The sequence below is a fragment of the Corynebacterium hesseae genome (genome assembly GCF_037850265.1).
Lineage (GTDB): Bacteria > Actinomycetota > Actinomycetes > Mycobacteriales > Mycobacteriaceae > Corynebacterium > Corynebacterium hesseae.
In genome coordinates, this window is the sequence record NZ_CP137211.1 from 2,582,996 (window position 1) to 2,598,900 (window position 15,905).

The following is a 15,905-nucleotide window of genomic DNA, read 5'->3' on the forward strand; positions in this document are numbered from 1 at the left end:
GGATGACAAAATAAAATAACACCCCCTTCCGGGGGTGTTAACGGGCGTCACGAACTCTCCACAAGTCCAGGGGTATAAAGACCTATTCCTTCTCTCGTTGCAGGCGCGCCATCGCCTCCAACACCTCAGCCATGCCATAACGCTCCGAGGAATACGTCACCGCACGGGCAGCCTTAATCACCTCAATGGGGGCGGTCTCCAGCGCCACCATATGCACAGCGACGCCTTCCGCACCCTCCGCAAAGGTCTCATCCCCTGGCTCGTTGGCAAAGAACAAGAGATCCTTGGGCTCGGCGCCAATCTTCTTCACCACGGCTGCCAACCCCTCCGCAGGCGAAGACGCGGTCACCACTGCGCCGCCAGGAGCATCGTTGAACTGCACCCCTTCGGCCCCGTCCGCGCAGGCAATGCGCCAGCAGGTTTGGGGGAGATCCCCAAAAGCCGCAGCGTCCAGCACCTCGCCATGCGGCGAAATCACGATCACTTCCTCAACCTGCGGGTGCAGTTGTGTAAGCGCCTCCTGGAGCCGCTTCGAAATCTCGCCGTTCTCCATACTCAACGCACTCTGATCCGCCGCAATCACCCGCGGCGCTTCAGAGTATTCAGCCTTCACCCGGTGCGGCAGGCGGGAAACGATGATGCGCGATTGCGTCGCCGCAGACAGCAAGCCCTGCTCCACCACGGATCCGGCGAAAATCTCCTTGCTGCTCGCCGTCATCGAGGCCTGAGCTTCCATCACGTCGGATTTCAGTTGCGCCATGACCTCCGTGACCTTGTCGCGGCCTTCCCCGACGCCGCGCATGGCTTCCTCAACCACCGAGTTGAGGTTCTCCTTGATCCACTCGAGGGTTTCCGGCGCAGTACGCGGGCGATTCTTCTCTGCGGCGTCGGCTCCAGCTTCTGCGGTACCGGTTTCCTCGTTACTGCCCGGCTTCATCAGCGCCATCCGATCCCGCATAAGCTCCACGGTGGCCTCAGAGACGCGGTCCTTAAGGCTTGTCAGATCATCGCGCAGCCGACGCACGCGGTAGCGCTCGGACTCCACCTCGGAGTCCTTTGCCTCTGCCTCCTCCAATGTCGGGGCGCCGCCGCCCTTGCGTGCCGGCACCCAGAACTCGCCGGCCGGCATCGGGCCAAACTCCGCTTCGTAGTCGGCCCACAGGCCCTCCAGGGCCTCCTGCATCCGGCGGCGCACCTCAGCGATGTCCGCGTCAAAGTCACCCGTCGTGTAATAAGGCTCCAAGGCCTTAATCAGCACAGGCGTCTTCGTGCGGCCCAGGTGCTTCCTCTGCCCCTTCGTCCACAGGCGCTGGGAGCCAAAGATAACCTGCGGAATAATCGGCACCCCCGCGCCATGAGCAATCCGCGCTGCGCCATTGCGCATGCTGCGAATCTCGAAGCTGCGGGAAATCGTCCCTTCCGCGAACACCCCAACGAGCTCCCCGCTCTTGGCCAGCTCAATGCCCTTCACAATCGACGCCCCACCATCGATACGATCCACCGGTACATGGCCCATCAGCCGAAACAGTTGCCCCGCCACCGGCGTCTTAAAAATAGAGGCCTTAGCCAGGTAGCGCACCAAGCGGCGCTTGCGATACGCCAGGAAAGCCCCAAAGAGAAAATCCATGTAGCCGGTGTGATTGCACACGATGACAGCCCCGCCCTTATCCGGGATATTCTCCTCCCCGGACAGGCGCATCTTGAGCCCCTGAGCAATAGTCACCCCGCGCCCGATGTGCGTGATCTGCCGGTAGAGGAAGTTAGCCACAGCGCTCATAGTGCTCCAAATGCTTAAGACCTCGCCGCCGGCGGAAGGCAGCAAGGAGGGGACAAAAGTAAGCGGCGCGCGAGCCGCCGCGCGCCGCGTTCTTCTAGGAGTTTACGGGGTACAGAACGTCCTTGCCCACGAATGGGCGCAGTGCCTCCGGAACCACGACGGAGCCGTCCGCCTGCTGGTGGTTCTCCAGAATGGCCACGAGCCAGCGGGTGGTCGCCAGGGTGCCGTTGAGCGTAGCGGCGTACTGGGTCTTGCCGTTCTCATCGCGGTAGCGCGTGGACAGGCGGCGGGCCTGGAAGGTGGTGCAGTTCGAGGTCGAAGTGAGCTCGCGGTAGGTCTCCTGAGTCGGCACCCACGCTTCGTTATCAAACTTGCGCGCCGCGGAGGAGCCCAGATCCCCACCTGCGATGTCGATGGTGCGGTAGGGAAGCTCCATCGCCGCGAGCATGTCCTTTTCCATCTTCAGGAGTTTTTGGTGCATCTCCTCGGCGTCTTCCGGCTTGCAGTAAACAAACATCTCCAGCTTGTCGAACTGGTGCACGCGCAGGATTCCGCGGGTGTCCTTGCCGTGAGAACCCGCCTCGCGGCGGAAGCAAGAGGACCAGCCCGCATACTGCAGCGGCCCCTTGGACAGGTCGATGATTTCTTCCTTGTGGTAGCCGGCCAGAGCCACCTCGGAGGTACCAACCAGGTAGAGATCATCCGCCGGCAGGTAGTAGATCTCATCCGAGTGCTGGCCCAGGAAGCCGGTGCCTTGCATGACGTCCGGGCGCACGAGCACCGGCGGGATCATGAGCTGGAAACCGGCCTCGCGGGCCTTCTGCGCAGCCAACATCAGCATGCCCAGCTGCAGGAAGGCTCCATCGCCGGTGAGGTAATAAAAACGTGCGCCGCCGACTTTGGCGCCCCGCTTGACGTCGATAAGCCCCAGCGTTTCACCCAATTCCAGGTGATCCTTCGGTTCGAAGTCGAACTGCGGCTTCTCGCCGACCTCCTCGAGCACGATGAAGTCATCCTCACCGCCCGCCGGGGCACCCTCCACCACGTTGGAGAGCTGGTACTGCAGCTCCGTCACCTTGGCCTCGGCCGCGGCCGCTTCCTCGCCGGCCGCCTTGACCTTCTCCTTCAGCTCGTTAGAGCCCTCCAGCAGCGCGGGGCGCTCCTCCGGGGAGGCCTGGCCAATCTTCTTGCCAAAGGCCTTCTGCTCCGAGCGCAGCTGGTCTGCCTTCACAATTGCCGCGCGGCGCTGTTCATCGGCGGCGAGCAGCTGGTCCACCAAGGCGGGGTCCTCCCCACGGGTTACCTGGGAGGCGCGGACGACATCGGGATTTTCGCGAAGAAACTTGAGATCAATCACGCCGGATAGTTTAGCGCACGGCCATACCTTTGCGCTGGTAATAACCAGCGGATTATCATGGATAACATGGCACCTCACATCATTACCGACGGCCCCGTGCCCAAGCACGCTCAGCTGCGGGATATTCTTTCCGAGCTCTGCCGAACCACCCTCAAACCCGGTGACATCCTTCCGGGCGAGCGCATCCTCGAGGAAACATACGGCGTTTCCCGCATCACCGTGCGCCGCGCCATCGGTGACCTAGTAGCTGAAGGCCGCCTGCGCCGCGTGCGAGGAAAAGGCACCTTCGTGGCCCCCAACCCGCTGGTCTCCCGGCTTCATTTGGCCTCCTTTTCTGATGAGATGGGCTATCAGAAAGTACAGGCCTCCTCGCGCATCCTGCTGGGTGAACGCAGCGCCGCCCCCGGTGAAGTCTGCGCCTTTTTCGGTACGGAAGCCTCGGTTTCCCATACCCACCTGCGGCGCCTGCGCTTGGGCGATGGCGAGCCTTATTCCATCGATGATGGCTGGTATAACTCTGCCTTCGCGCCCACGCTGCTGGAAAATGACATCTACAACTCCGTCTACTCGATTTTGGATAACACCTTCAAGGTCCCCATCACCGAGGCCGAACAAACCGTCACCGCCGTGGCAGCTGAGGAGGACATCGCCGAGCTTCTCGACGTCTCACCGGGCACCCCGCTCCTGCACATCACCCGCCTCGCCCGCTCCGGGGACCGCCCGGTTGAATGGTGTTCCTCGGTCTACCGCACTGACCGCTACCGGCTCACAACACACGTCTCCCGCTCGCGCATCTAGTGATTCTCCCGCCGCCTTAGCCTTGGGCGGGCTAGAAGCCTGGGCCGTTGAGGGGGTAGTATGAAGAGTTCTATGAGCACTTCATCTGCGTGGCGCTCCGCCTCCGCCATCCGCGTCGTCCTCGTTGCTGCCGTAGCCGCGGCCGTCTTCTTGGCGTTCTACGGTCTCTTCAGCGGCGGGCAAACTGGCACCGATTCGGCCGCACATGACTCCGCTTCCCCCAGCGCCGACGGTCGCCAGGCCGCTGATTCCTCCGAAGGCGAAGCCGCATCCTTCACCACCGCCTCCGCGGGCTCGTGCGTGACGTGGGATATCGCCCCGGACGGCACTGCCACCGGTTTTGAGCAGACCAGCTGCGATAAACCGCACCGCTTCGAGGTCTCCGCCCGAGAGGATCTCAGCGCCTACCCCACCAGCGAGTTCGGCCCCAACGCCAAGCGCCCAGACGTCACGCGGCAAAACGCTCTGCGCGACGAGCTGTGCGAGGCCCCCACGGTGAGCTACCTCAACGGCAAATGGGATCCCAACGGACGCTACGACATTGCTTCCATCCTTCCGCCGGCTGGTTCCTGGGATCAGGGTGACCGCACCCTCCTGTGCGGCCTGCAGACTACCGACGCCAACGGCGTACCGCAGGAGTCCACGGGCAAGGTCAGCGAGGTGGACCAGGCGATCGTCGCCAAGCCCGGCGAATGCCGCAAGGTGGATGACAAACAGGTAGTCAGCACCGTGCCGTGCCAGGAACCGCACCAGATGGAGACCGTGTCCGTCATCAGCCTGGCAGAGAAGTTCCCCGATGCTTACCCCAGCGATGAAGAGATGGATAAATTCCTCTCCGAAACGTGTACCCAGAACGCCATGGATTACCTGGGCGGCGAGGAGAATCTCTACCAATCCACGCTGCAGCCTTTCTGGGGCGCGATGAGCCGCGAATCGTGGGAGGGAGGCTCCCGTTCGGTGAATTGCTCGCTGATCCACATCAAGGACGGCCACTTCTCCGAGATCACCGGCTCTGCCACGGGCGGCCGTGATGCCCTGAGCATCAATGGCGCCCCGCCCACGGAGCAGCCGAAGCGCAACCCATTGCGCGACCCGAATGCCCAGCCAGCCGAGCAGAACTCCCAGCAGGGCAGCGAGAATGCCCAGCCGGCCGGGCAGAACGCCGATCCCGCCGCGCCTGAAGCCGTGGCACCGGCCCAATAAACCCCCGTCCGCTCAACAGGGAGTAAGCACATGTACGAGGTCAGCGAGGAACGCTTCGAGGAATTAGTCGGCGAGGCCCTGGACAAGATCCCGGATCGCTTCGTCGATCAGATGCGCAACCTGGTCATCCTCGTCGAAGAAGAGCACCCGGATAGCCCCAACCTGCTTGGGCTTTACGAGGGCGTGATGCTCACCCACCGCACGGCCTCACACACCGGCCACCTGCCAGACACCATCTCGATCTACCGGCAGCCTTTGCAGGCGATAAGCAACTCGGAAGAAGAGCTCGCCCACGAAGTCATGGTGACTGTCTTCCACGAGGTCGGGCACTACTTTGGTTTCGAGGAGGACCGTCTCCACGAGCTCGGCTGGGGGTAGGTACCTACCGTGGCCGCAATGAACTAAACTTCGGTATCCGCCCAGCGCCTCAGCACCCACTGGCCAAAGGGCTGGCCCTGCGGCTCCATGAGGGTGAAGCGGCAGTTGGGCATGTACCCGGTGTAGGCAAAATCGGGGTCCACGCCGCAGGCGTGCGTCGTCACCACACGAATGGCGGCGCCGTGGCTGACGACGATGATGTCTTCATCATCCTCCAGCTCAGCAGCGAGATCCTCCAGCACAGGCTGGTAGCGCCCTAACACGTCCACGTAGCTTTCACCGCCCGGCATTCGGGCTTCCGGGTCGCCGTCGACCCAGCCGCGCAACGCCACCATGTACTCGCGGTGGGTATCCTCGCTGCCGCTCATCTCGTGTTCGCCGGCAAAGACCTCGTGAAGGCCCACGCGAACCTCCACCGGAACGCTGCGCTCATCGGCTGCCTCGCCGTATGTGCGGGCGGCCAGCATCGCCGTCTGCTGGGCGCGCAGGGCAATAGAACACACAAATCGCACGCGGCGGCCTGCGCACAGCTCAGCTAACTCGCGGCCGACATCTTCCGCCTGGCCGCGGCCGCGCTCGGTGAGCTCAGCACCCGGCGGGCGGGTATCCATTATGCGGTCAATGTTGGAATAGGTCTGGCCGTGGCGCAGGAGGATGATTCTTCCGGTCATGCTTCACCACACTATTGACCGGTGCGCGCCTGCGCTACCCAGTCATCGGCCTCTTTCAGCCGCGCCAAATCCCGTGGGCCCTCCCCGAGTTTTACCGCAGAAGGCCAGGAGCCGACAAAAACGACGTTCTCCGCGCGCAACCACAGCGCCCGCAAAGCCTCCGCCACCGGTTGGTCCTCGATGTGCCCGATGAGGTCGGCGTGGAAGCGATAGTTACCGAAGACGGTGCGCAGCGGTCGGGATTCGATGCGGGAAAGATCCACCCCGCGGTGCGCGAATTCTTGGAGGGCGCCGACGAGGGAGCCAGGCTCGTTGGGCAGGGTGAAGATGACCGACGTCCTGTCGTTGCCGGTCCGCTCGGTCGGTTTTCCGGCCGGCCCCACCAGGACGAAGCGGGTCGTGGCCCCGGCAACGTCCGCGACATTCTCCGCAATCGAGTCCAGCCCGAAGACCTCCGCTGCCCGGGCAGGGGCGGCCGCGACATCCACCTCCCCGCGCGCCACGGCCTGCGCCGCCGCGCCATTCGACGCCGCCGGGACATACTCCACGTCCGGCAGGTTCTGCTCCAACCAACCGCGTACCTGCTGGTAGGCCACAGGATGCGTGGAGAAAGTTGTGCGGCTGGAACTGCCGGGGCGCACCAGAATGGAGAAGGACACCGGCAGGTCCACCTCGCGGTAGATCTGGACCCGGGAGCCGTCGGCAAGCGCGTCAAAAGTAGCCGTGACGGGTCCGTCCACGGAGTTCTCAATGGCCACGCAGGCATAGTCCGCCGCGCCCGAGCGCACCGCCGCCAGCGCCTCGGCCGGCGAGCTCACCGGAAGGACCTCGGGGGAATCAAAGTCAGCGGCGAAATGCTGCATCGCCGCTTCCGTAAAGGTTCCGGCGGGCCCAAGGAATGCGATGGTGGTGCTCATGACAGCAACTTTATCCCACTCAACTACTAGACTGAGCCGCCATGGAGAGAACCGAGTTCACACTGGACAAGCTGCGCGAGGATCTAGCGGGCCTGAGCCCTGCCGAGCACGGCTTCACGTATCTCGATCTCGAGCGCCGGCCCCAGGCACACGGGCGCTTGAGCGGGTGGATTCTCTCGGTCAAGGATCTCAACGACGTCGCCGGCATGCCCACCACGCTCGGCCATGCCGAGCGTGCCTACGTGGCGGAGGAGACTGATCCTTTCGTGCAGGAGCTTATCGACGCCGGCGCGCGAGTCGTCGGCAAGTCCGCCGCACCCGAGCTGGGCCTGCGTGTGGACACCGAACCTGTCGGCCTGCCCCACCCGGATAATCCTCTCTATCCCGGCCATACGCCGGGCGGTTCCTCCGGCGGGGCAGCGGTCCAGGTGGCGCGAGGATTACTGCGCGCCGCGCATGCTTCCGATGGCGGCGGTTCCATCCGCGTTCCGGCCGCTGCCTGCGGCGTCGTCGGGTTTAAGCCCGGCGGCGAGGACCTCTCGGTGCAGGGGTTCATCACGCGCAGCATCGCCGATACCGCCGCGCTGCATGGCCTTCGTCCGCGTGCCCGGCGCGCCCGCATTGGCGTGCTGACGGATCCCCTTTTCGCTCAAGCCGAGGTGGCCCCGCACATGCTGCGTGCGGTCGCGGAGGCCACCGCCTCCTTTGAAGGCGCCGGCTTCGAAACCGTCGCCATCTCTGCCTACCCTCAAGCTGCCCGCACCTTTGAGGCCTTCCAGCACATCTTCACCCGGAGATTGGCGGGCCTCGACTTTGCGGAGGGCTACGCGGAGTGGATTCGCGCGAAGGGCCGCCGCGTCACGGATTCCGAATTCGCCGCGGCCCGCGCCCATGCCGCTCAGCTGCCGGAGATGCTGGCCCAGGAATGGGACGTGGATGCCATTTTGAGTCCCATGCTGGCTTTCGATCCGCCGCGGCGCGGGCATTTCCTGGCGCTGGATCACCAGGCCAACTTCGATGAGCAAACGCGGTGGTCACCGTGGGGCTCGCTGTTCAACGTGGCGCAGCTGCCTGCCATCTGCGTGCCGTGGCCGGTGCGCGATCACCCGCCGGTGGGCGTGCACTTAGGGTCAATCACGCTTGACGAGTCCTCCCTCCTCGGCCTCGCCCAGGTGCTTCACCCATGAGCGCGCGCTCACGCCTGCGGGCGGAAATACTCATCGTCCTCACCATCACCTTTGGTATTTCGGGTGTGCGCGCCGCGTTGCGTCTGACCGATTCTCTGCTCAACCCGGCGCCGCTCAATGAGCAATCGGTCACCATCAACGCTTCGCAGTCAGCGACTACGTTGCTCGACCTCGCCTTCCAGCTGTGCAGTGCCGCGGTGCTCTTCGCGTGGGGAGCGCTTGCTCTGTACTTGATTTCTTCTCCACCCCGCCCGCAGTGGCGGGATGGCCTGCATGGCGCGGCGTTGGCGGCGGTAATCGGTCTGCCGGGTCTGGCGCTGTATTACATAGCGCTGCACTTCGGCTGGACCAAGGAGGTCGTCCCGGGAGCTTTCGATACGTGGATTGAGATTCCCGTGCTGCTCATCAAGTCCTTTGCTAATGCCTGGGCGGAGGAGCTCGTGGTGGTGTATTGGCTCATGACCAGGCTTAAGCAGTCTGGGTGGGCCCTGCCCGCAACGCTGGCGGCTTCCTCCATCCTGCGCGGCTCTTATCACCTTTACCAGGGTGTTTCCGCGGGCTTCGGCAATATCATCATGGGCGTGGTCTATGGCTGGTACTTCCACCGCACGGGCAAGGTGTGGCCGTTGGTCATCGCGCACTTTCTGATCGACGCCATCGCTTTCGTTGGCTACGCCCTCCTCTTCGGCGCTTAAATAAGAGCTATCAGCAAGCCACAGCGAAAAGACAGCTACCGTCCCCCTGTGTGATAGGTGGGGCAGAAGTTGTTTCGCGGTACAGTGTTCCCCATGACCTACCAAGGACGCGATCCAGAGCGCGAAGCCCGCCGTGCCGGCGAGCCCCACGGCACGCCTCGCCGCGCGGGCTCCGCTAGCTCTGCAGGCCCTTCCCGCCCCCGGAACATGGCCAGCCCGCGCGGCTCACACGCAGCCGGTGATGACGCTGGCGAGTTCGTCCTTGGTGCCGACGGGCAGCCCTTGCGTGATCGCTACGGCCGACCGGTGCGCCGCCGTCCATCCGCGCAGCAAGCTAATCCTGCGCATTCATCCTCCCGCGCTCAGCGCCCCAGCGCGCGGCGTTCCCGGCCGGAGGAGACCCGCTTCGACGTCGACGCCTACATGGCCCAGCGCTCCCCTGCGCGCCCAGCGCCCCGCCGGAGCGTACCTTCGCAACAGCCTGCTGTCCGCGCCAATCGGTACACCCCGGATGCCCCACCGCGTAGCTATGCTCCGCAAGCCCCCACCCGCAGGCGTGCCGAAGGGCGCCCGCACAGCCGCCGCAAGAAAGTAAACCCAGCCAAGCAGGCTTTCGGTTGCCTGGGCTGGATCGTCGTCATCGCCCTCGTCTTCATGGTGGCCTTCACCCTGTGGACGGATTCGCGTTTAACGCGCATCGATGCCCTGCCCACCGAGCAGGTGGCACAAACCTCTGGTACAAACTGGCTGCTCGTAGGTTCGGACTCGCGCCAGGGGCTCACTGAAGAACAACAGGCGGAGCTAGGCACCGGTGGCGATGTGGGCGTCGGCCGCACCGATACCATCATGCTGCTGCACATTCCCGCATCCGGAAAGGCCCAGTTGGTCTCCATTCCACGCGATAGCTATGTCGACGTTCCCGGCTTTGGCATGGACAAGGTCAACGCAGCCTTTACCTACGGCGGCCCACAGCTGCTGACCCAAACCGTGGAGCAAGCCACCGGCCTCCACATCGACCACTATGCGGAGATCGGCATGGGTGGCTTGGCCAACGTCGTGGATTCCGTCGGCGGCGTGGATATCTGCGTCAAGGAGCCCATCAACGATCCGCTTGCCGGCATCGACCTCCAAGCGGGCTGCCAGAAGCTCCGCGGGCCGGATGCGCTCGGCTACGTGCGCACCCGCGCCACCGCGATGGGTGACTTGGACCGCGTGGAGCGCCAGCGCGAGTTCTTCGCCGCGCTGCTGGATAAGGCAACGTCTTTCTCCACCATCGGCAACCCCTTCAAGGCAATTTCACTGGTTAACCACACCGCCGACTCCTTCATTGTCAACGAGAAGGACCACGTCTGGCACCTTGCACGCGTGGCGCTATCCATGGCCTCCGGCGTGGAAACAAAGACGGTCCCCATCGGCGGCTTCGAGGACACGGTCGTGGGCAACGTCGTCCTCTGGGATGACGCCGAGGCCCAAGCGCTCTGGGACTCCATGCGCTAAGGCTTCGGCCGGTCGTTTCGATCAAATAAGGCTCCAAAACCTTGTGGTTTTGGAGCCTTATTTGATCGTTTCGTACCCGCGCCTCGGGGGCGAAGGCACCGAGATACTAGCGCAGCGTCACCTGACGGGACTTGATGTTCTGCAGCTGCTTGCGCTCATCGGCGTCGAGGTTGGCGTCGTTGGAGATCTCCTCCTCCAGCGCCTTATTCACGCGAGACAACTCTGCCTCGTAGGAATCGTGCGCAACCTCCGGGTCGAGGTCGAAGACCGGAGCGATGAGGCCGTGGGTACGGAAGACACCGGCAAACTTGGTGTTCTCTCCCAGGTTGAGCTCACCGCGAGCGGCGATGCGCGCAAGGGCGTTAAGGAAAGCATTCTCGTCATCGCAGGGGCGGACCCAGCGGATGTGCGCCTTGCCGCCACCGGCGTTAGCCCAGAAGGCGGTGCCCACAAAGCCTTCAGCCTCCTGGCCCACCTGGTAGGACTCGATGACGGAATCGTTAGCGCGCTGCAGGGCCTGCGCCATCTGCGGAGGAACCTGCGCGCCTTCCGGCATCCACCACGCGAAGTCCTGGTAGACGTTGATTTCCAGCTCGGCGTCCTCCTCCAGCAGCTCCTTGAGCTCCGGCTGGGAGCCATCAGCAGCGGTGGACTCGAGAGTGGAACCCGGCGCGTTGTTCTTCACCCAGTTCAGGGCGAAAGCCAGGTCGCGGCCCGGATTGTGCGTGTGGGACTGCACCTGCAGGCCCACGAAGGCCTCACCGCCGGACTCCTCATCACGGATGAGTGCGGCGGTAGCCCCGGGCAGCACGGTGGCGACGTAAACGTCCTTGTCAAAGCCTTTCACAGACAGCTTCGCCGTTGCGGAAGGAACGAATTCCTGCAGGGCGACGAGGCTAGCCTCAGCGGCGAGTCCACCGAAGGGGCGGGGGTCCTTTTCTAGGGCAGCGCGCTCGGCGGCGCGGGCAGCGAGCTTAGCTTGGCGGCGGGACATGCCCTCCGGCAGCTGTTCGTTCTTCTTTTTCTTCTTGGCCATACTGAACAACTTACCTGTTCATTACAGCTCAATGGCATGCAGGGCCACTTCCGGCTGGTTCGTGGCGAGAATATCCACCCCATTGGCCCACGCCCACTTCATATCCTCAGGTTTATCGATGGTCCACATGTACGTGGGCAGACCATGCGCACCAATGGCGCCTGGTTGGAGCTTGCCGCGCAGCAGCGACATGCCTAGGCCCGTGGGCTGCGATAACAGGATGTCCGGGCGGTTGAAATGGCGCTCCCAATCGCGGCGCAAATATATGCGGTCGATATGCGGGGCGAGCGCTGCCATTCGACGGATGGCCCGGTGGGAAAAGGAAATCATGTGGATCCGGGGGTCGTCGACAAGCCCTGCGTAGCGCAACCGCAGCACCATCTGTTCTTCGAGGATGTCGCCCTGCCCCGAGGGATGCTTGGTCTCGATGTAGAGGTGATGCTTCTTATCGCCGAGCATCTCGAGGAGCTCGTCGAGAAGCAGCATGCGCTGGCCACCACCGATCTTGAGGCGGCGCAGCTCCTCCCATGTCATGCGAGACACTCGGCCTGAGCCATTCGTGGTGCGGTCCAGGGTGGGATCATGGTGAACCACCACCTTGCCGTCGCTGCTCAGACGGATATCGCACTCGATGCCGTGAATGGGAAGCTCGAGCGCTTTTTCAAAGGCAAGAGGGGATAGCTCCGGATATTTCCCGGAGTATCCCCTGTGGGCGACAATCTTCACTAGCCGAAGATTTCTTCCTTGATGGTGTTGAGAGTGTTGAAGGAGTTCTCGAAGCGCTCCTTCTCGTGATCATCGAGGGCCAGCTCGATAACGCGGTTGACGCCGGAGCGGTCAACGATGGCCGGGGTGCCGATGAAGACATCCTCGTGGCCGTACTCTCCCTGCAGGTAAGCGGAGACAGGAAGTGCGACGGCCTGGTTCTGGATGACCGCGCGGGTGATACGGGCCAGGGCCATGCCGATGCCGTAGGAGGTGGAGCCCTTGGCGTCGATGATGTGGTAGGCGGCGTCGCGGGTGTCCTCGAAGATCTTCTCGATGCGCTCGTTGTAGCCCGGGTCCTTTTCAGAACGGTGGGACAGGGAGACACCAGCGATGTTGGCGGAGGAGACGACCGGCAGCTCGGAGTCACCGTGCTCGCCGATGATGTAGGCGTGGACGGAGGTCGGCGCCACGTCATCCATCTCAGAGAGCATGTAGCGGTAGCGGGCCGAGTCCAGGACGGTGCCGGAGCCGATGACGCGCTCGTGCGGGAAGCCGGAAGCCTTCCACACCGCGTAGGTCAGCAGGTCCACCGGGTTGGAGGCGACCAGGAAGATGCCGTCGAAGCCGTTCTTCATGACGTCACCCACGATGGAGTTCATGATCTTGACGTTCTTGTCCACGAGCTGCAGGCGGGTCTCGCCGGGCTTCTGAGCGGCGCCGGCGCAGATGACGACCATGGAGGCGTCCTTGCAGTCTTCGTAGGTGCCCTTGGTCACGCGGGTGCGGGACGGGGCCCAGACAACACCATGGTTGAGGTCCATGACGTTGCCCTCGAGCTTCTTTTCGTCGATGTCGATGATGGCCAGGTGGTCAACAGTTCCCTGGTTGACCAGAGCGTAGGCGTAAGCAACTCCAACGTCGCCCGCGCCGATGAGTACTACTTTGTTTCCAACATGATTTCCCATGCCTCCTATTGTGCCCCCAATGTCCGAATTTTGCTCGTTATGCGCCCGAATTCACAGACCCAGTAGTCCGATCTCACATTTTCATGTCTGATCGGACATCTATGGATGCTCCACTGCACGTCGCACCTAAAGCTGGTTCAATGGCCAGCATGCGTCAACTTGCGCGCCGCATCGCACTCAGAACCGCCCGCACGGGCCTTCAGGCTGCAATCTTTTCCCTGGAGATCATCAGCGATCTCACGCCCGGCATGCGCATGACTGGCCGGCGGCGCCTTCCGCAAAACATGTGGCCCGGGCTCTTCGGCGCCGAAGTCGCAACGTGGGCAGCCGTCTCCCCTTCCCTTTTGCCCCGCCCGTGGTGGGTCACCGCCGCCAACGTGGCCATCGGCCAAGGCGCCGGGCACCTCGCCGCGACCACCGCGGCCTTCGCTGCCAAGCGCGCGCTGCACCACGCTGGCCGACGCCCCCAGGACCGCGTCGGCCCCACCACTCGGCGCTATTCCTACTACGCACTTGGGGTTGGCACACTCGTCGCAGGCATACGCTCCCTGCGCAATCAGACGGAGCAAGCCCGGCTCGTGGGAAAGCTCAATGACCGCGGCCCGCAGTCCGCAGCACTGGGCATGGCCGTGGGCACGGCAGGCTACGGCGCCTTGCTCGTTGTGGGGGAGGCAGCCCAGCTCACCGTCACTCAGCTGTCCCTCCAGGTCCAGCGCTGGCTGCCCAGGTGGATTGCCTGGCCGCTAGCCGGCGGCGCGGTCGGCTTCGCCACAGCCCTGGTCAGCGACCGGATGGTGTGGCGTCGCTTGCTCCGCAAGGCCTCCGTCCAAGGCCTGGCGCTCAACAAGCTGGTATATCCGGGCTCCGCCATGCCGTGGGAGCCGGAGCGCTCTGGCAGCCCCTGGTCCCATGAGCCTTGGACGGCCGTCGGCGCACAGGGCAGAGCGTTTCTTGACCGCGGCCCGCGCGCCCAGGACATCAAGGAGGTCATGCACTTCGAGCGCGCCCACGAGCCAATTCGCATCTATATCGGACTCATTCGCGGTCGCGGCCCGCACGCCGCCGCACGCCACGCGGTGGCGGAGATGGACCGCACGGGTGCGTTCCACCGCGACACGATCGTGTTGCAAATGCCCTCCGGCTCAGGGTGGATCAATAACTATGCGGTCAGCGGCTACGAATTCCTCACGCGGGGCAATTGCGCCACCGTGGCCCTGCAATTCGACTACTTGCCTTCCATGTTTTCCTACTTGGTGGACAAGAACCTCTCCCGCATCTTTGCGCGCGAACTCATCGCGGCCGTCCATGACCGCCTCGAGCTCCTCCCCGAGGACAACCGCCCCAAGTTGTATTTCAGCGGCGAGTCCCTAGGCTGCTATGCCATCGTGGAGAACTTTGAGACGCTCGAGGAACTCCTCGCCGCCTGCGATGGTGCGGTCTTCACCGGACCTCCGCGGATGACCAGCTTCATGCGGCGCCTGCACCGTGAACGCGGTTCCCTGGAACGCCTGCCGCTTATCGACGGCGGCCGGCACCTCCGCTTCGCCGCCGTTCCCGCCCACATGGAGCACGACGCCTTCGGCGAACCTTATGGCCGCTGGGAACGCCCGCGCGTGGCGGTGGGCCAGCACGCCTCCGACGCCATCGTGTGGTGGGACAGCAAGCTCATCTACGCCCGCCCCAACTGGATCCACGAGCCCACCCCGCAGACCCTGTACGCGGATACCTTTAAGAATCTGCGTTGGCACCCGTTCATTACCTTCTGGCAGGTAGCCCTGGACCAGATCAACTCCCTCAACGTGCCCGGCGGCCACGGGCACAACTACTTCGAGGAAACGTTTTGGTACTGGGATTCCGTCCTTGGATCCCAAACGCGCACTCAACTCACCCCGGAATTAGCCGAGCGCATGCGGGTCTTCGTGGAGCGCGACCAGCTCAACAAACCTTCCGACTTCCGCACGCATGTGCGCAAACAGCTCTAGCCGGACGCACGTGCGCAAGCAGCTCTAGCCGCACTTCACACCGGTGCTGTGGTGCGGGCAGTAGCCATTGGGCACCTTATGCAGGTACTGCTGGTGCTCGTCCTCAGCCAGGTAGTACTGGCCTGAGTCCGTCTCACTGAGGAGGGTGACTTCGGTGGTGGTGGCGCCGAAGCCGGCGTCGGCGAGCTTGCCTGCGTAGGAATCCACTAGTTGCTGGATCTCCGCGCGTTCCTCCTCAGTCTCTGGGTAGAAGGCCGAGCGGTATTGCGTGCCCACGTCGTTGCCCTGGCGGAAGCCCTGGGTGGGGTCGTGAGCTTCCAAGGCCTTAACCACAAGGTTACGCAGGCTCACGCGCCGTGGATCATAGGTAATCTGCACAGACTCCGCATGGTTGGTCAGCCCGCGGCAGACCTCGTAATAGGTGGGGTTTGGCGTGGTGCCGCCCGCATAGCCCACGGAGGTTGCCTCCACGCCTTCGGTCTCCCAGAACATCTTCTCGGCTCCCCAGAAACAGCCGATGGCGATGATGAGGGATTTCTGCCCCTCTTTCCACGGGCCGGTAATCGGAGTGCCCAGGACCGCGTGGGGCTGCGGGTTCTCAAGAACAGGCTCCACGCGCCCGGGAAGAGCGTCCTTAGCTGCCACCAGCGTGGGTTCTGGCTTGAAAAGAAACATGCTGGGTTCTCCTTACACTTAGCGTTGTCCTCCCTCTTATACTCCGCCGTACTGCCCGC

15 protein-coding genes are annotated in these 15,905 nt (G+C 63.6%); 7 read left to right on the top strand and 8 right to left on the bottom strand.

What is annotated here, in order from left to right:
- Positions 1–82: 82 nt before the first annotated feature.
- Together R3O64_RS12040 and serS are read right to left on the bottom strand one after the other, a co-directional pair.
- Positions 83–1,777 (bottom strand): lysophospholipid acyltransferase family protein, encoded by a 1,695-nt coding sequence (locus tag R3O64_RS12040; protein ID WP_339016996.1) that lies wholly within the window; start codon positions 1,775–1,777, stop codon positions 83–85.
- Positions 1,778–1,871: 94 nt separating this feature from the next.
- On the bottom strand, positions 1,872–3,134 hold the full coding sequence (gene serS, locus R3O64_RS12045) for a serine--tRNA ligase (protein WP_070523855.1): 1,263 nt from the start codon (positions 3,132–3,134) through the stop codon (positions 1,872–1,874).
- Positions 3,135–3,200: 66 nt separating this feature from the next.
- Between serS and R3O64_RS12050 the strand changes: the two genes are divergently transcribed.
- From R3O64_RS12050 to R3O64_RS12060, 3 genes are all read left to right on the top strand, one after another.
- A complete protein-coding gene (locus R3O64_RS12050) occupies positions 3,201–3,932 on the top strand; it encodes a GntR family transcriptional regulator (RefSeq protein WP_185963230.1) in 732 nt (243 codons plus the stop codon).
- A gap of 72 nt (positions 3,933–4,004) precedes the next feature.
- Positions 4,005–5,135, top strand: a complete 1,131-nt coding sequence (locus tag R3O64_RS12055) for a septum formation family protein (RefSeq protein ID WP_339016998.1) — start codon at positions 4,005–4,007, stop codon at positions 5,133–5,135.
- Between the two features lie 30 nt (positions 5,136–5,165).
- The gene (locus R3O64_RS12060) at positions 5,166–5,513 is read left to right on the top strand and encodes a metallopeptidase family protein (protein WP_070531807.1); all 348 of its coding nucleotides are present in this window, start codon (positions 5,166–5,168) and stop codon (positions 5,511–5,513) included.
- A 23-nt stretch (positions 5,514–5,536) separates the two neighbouring features.
- Here R3O64_RS12060 and R3O64_RS12065 read toward each other — a convergent pair whose 3' ends face one another.
- Positions 5,537–6,184 (bottom strand): histidine phosphatase family protein, encoded by a 648-nt coding sequence (locus tag R3O64_RS12065; protein ID WP_070597027.1) that lies wholly within the window; start codon positions 6,182–6,184, stop codon positions 5,537–5,539.
- A gap of 11 nt (positions 6,185–6,195) precedes the next feature.
- Positions 6,196–7,101 (bottom strand): prephenate dehydratase, encoded by a 906-nt coding sequence (gene pheA, locus R3O64_RS12070; RefSeq protein ID WP_339017000.1) that lies wholly within the window; start codon positions 7,099–7,101, stop codon positions 6,196–6,198.
- Positions 7,102–7,142: 41 nt separating this feature from the next.
- On the opposite strand from pheA, the gene R3O64_RS12075 reads away from it, so the two are divergent.
- The 3 genes from R3O64_RS12075 to R3O64_RS12085 all read left to right on the top strand — a co-directional run bounded on the left by R3O64_RS12075 (position 7,143) and on the right by R3O64_RS12085 (position 10,480).
- Positions 7,143–8,288: an amidase gene (locus R3O64_RS12075; protein WP_070597028.1), complete on the top strand. Its 1,146-nt coding sequence runs from the start codon at positions 7,143–7,145 to the stop codon at positions 8,286–8,288.
- Entirely contained in the window at positions 8,285–8,983 is a 699-nt protein-coding gene (locus tag R3O64_RS12080; protein ID WP_070531794.1) for a CPBP family intramembrane glutamic endopeptidase, read from the top strand. Before R3O64_RS12075 ends, R3O64_RS12080 begins: the two co-directional genes overlap by 4 nt.
- Before the next feature lie 207 nt (positions 8,984–9,190).
- Positions 9,191–10,480 (top strand): LCP family protein, encoded by a 1,290-nt coding sequence (locus R3O64_RS12085; RefSeq protein ID WP_070532122.1) that lies wholly within the window; start codon positions 9,191–9,193, stop codon positions 10,478–10,480.
- A 106-nt stretch (positions 10,481–10,586) separates the two neighbouring features.
- Here R3O64_RS12085 and R3O64_RS12090 read toward each other — a convergent pair whose 3' ends face one another.
- Genes R3O64_RS12090 through R3O64_RS12100 form a run of 3 tightly spaced genes read right to left on the bottom strand, consistent with a single transcriptional unit; the run spans position 10,587 to position 13,189 of the window.
- On the bottom strand, positions 10,587–11,516 hold the full coding sequence (locus R3O64_RS12090) for a DUF5926 family protein (RefSeq protein ID WP_070531791.1): 930 nt from the start codon (positions 11,514–11,516) through the stop codon (positions 10,587–10,589).
- Between the two features lie 21 nt (positions 11,517–11,537).
- A complete protein-coding gene (locus R3O64_RS12095; protein WP_070523881.1) occupies positions 11,538–12,242 on the bottom strand; it encodes a glycerophosphodiester phosphodiesterase family protein in 705 nt (234 codons plus the stop codon).
- A complete protein-coding gene (locus R3O64_RS12100; protein ID WP_070523884.1) occupies positions 12,242–13,189 on the bottom strand; it encodes an L-lactate dehydrogenase in 948 nt (315 codons plus the stop codon). Before R3O64_RS12100 ends, R3O64_RS12095 begins: the two co-directional genes overlap by 1 nt.
- 140 nt (positions 13,190–13,329) lie before the next feature.
- Here R3O64_RS12100 and R3O64_RS12105 point away from each other — a divergent pair, with 140 nt between their 5' ends.
- A complete protein-coding gene (locus tag R3O64_RS12105; RefSeq protein WP_339017002.1) occupies positions 13,330–15,171 on the top strand; it encodes an alpha/beta-hydrolase family protein in 1,842 nt (613 codons plus the stop codon).
- A 24-nt stretch (positions 15,172–15,195) separates the two neighbouring features.
- Here the strand turns inward: R3O64_RS12105 and msrA are convergent, their stop codons facing one another.
- A complete protein-coding gene (msrA, locus tag R3O64_RS12110; protein ID WP_339017003.1) occupies positions 15,196–15,846 on the bottom strand; it encodes a peptide-methionine (S)-S-oxide reductase MsrA in 651 nt (216 codons plus the stop codon).
- Positions 15,847–15,905 lie beyond the last annotated feature (59 nt).